The organism is Pseudomonas mosselii (genome assembly GCF_005796105.1).
Classification (GTDB): Bacteria; Pseudomonadota; Gammaproteobacteria; order Pseudomonadales; family Pseudomonadaceae; genus Aquipseudomonas; species Aquipseudomonas mosselii_C.
In genome coordinates this window covers 1-485 of record NZ_VAUO01000050.1, presented here as the reverse complement: position 1 = coordinate 485, position 485 = coordinate 1, and the positions used below count along the sequence as shown (strand labels likewise).

Here is a 485-nt window from a genome sequence, read left to right as displayed (position 1 = left end):
GCCAGTCGTCGGAGCCTTCGGTGCCTGCGACTACATGGGTCCAGGAGATCTTGCGGTAGGACATTGCCACCTCGATCAGCTGGGTGTAGTTCGCATTCTTCTGGTTCTGCGCATGAGGCAGCACCGTGTTGATATCGACGATGGTGGCGTCCTCTAGCTTGGTGGTGAAGAAGTGCTCTTGCTTGCCCTCCACGGAAGTGCGGTACCAGTTGACTTCAACGGTCGGCAGCATTTCGCCGCTGGCCAGCGCCTGATACATCAAGGGCGTTGCCTTGTTCAGTGCGCTGGTAAAGATGAAGGGTTTGTGGACCCGCTGGCCGGCCGGTTGGCCGCTCTGCGGATCGGTAGGTGTCGTCACCTGGTGCTTGATCTCCTGCACCAGAATCTCGTCTTCGTGGCCCTCGACAAACACGTTGCCGACCGAATCGGAGGTAAAGGCGCCCGCAGTGATGTTGCCTTGGGTCTGACCTTCGATCTTGATGTAA

At 58.1% G+C, this 485-nt stretch carries 1 protein-coding gene; it reads right to left on the bottom strand.

The annotated features are described in order from the left end of the window. Positions 1-485, bottom strand: a 485-nt coding sequence (locus FEM01_RS24025; protein WP_138221893.1) for an Hcp family type VI secretion system effector, incomplete at both ends; no start/stop codon positions are given.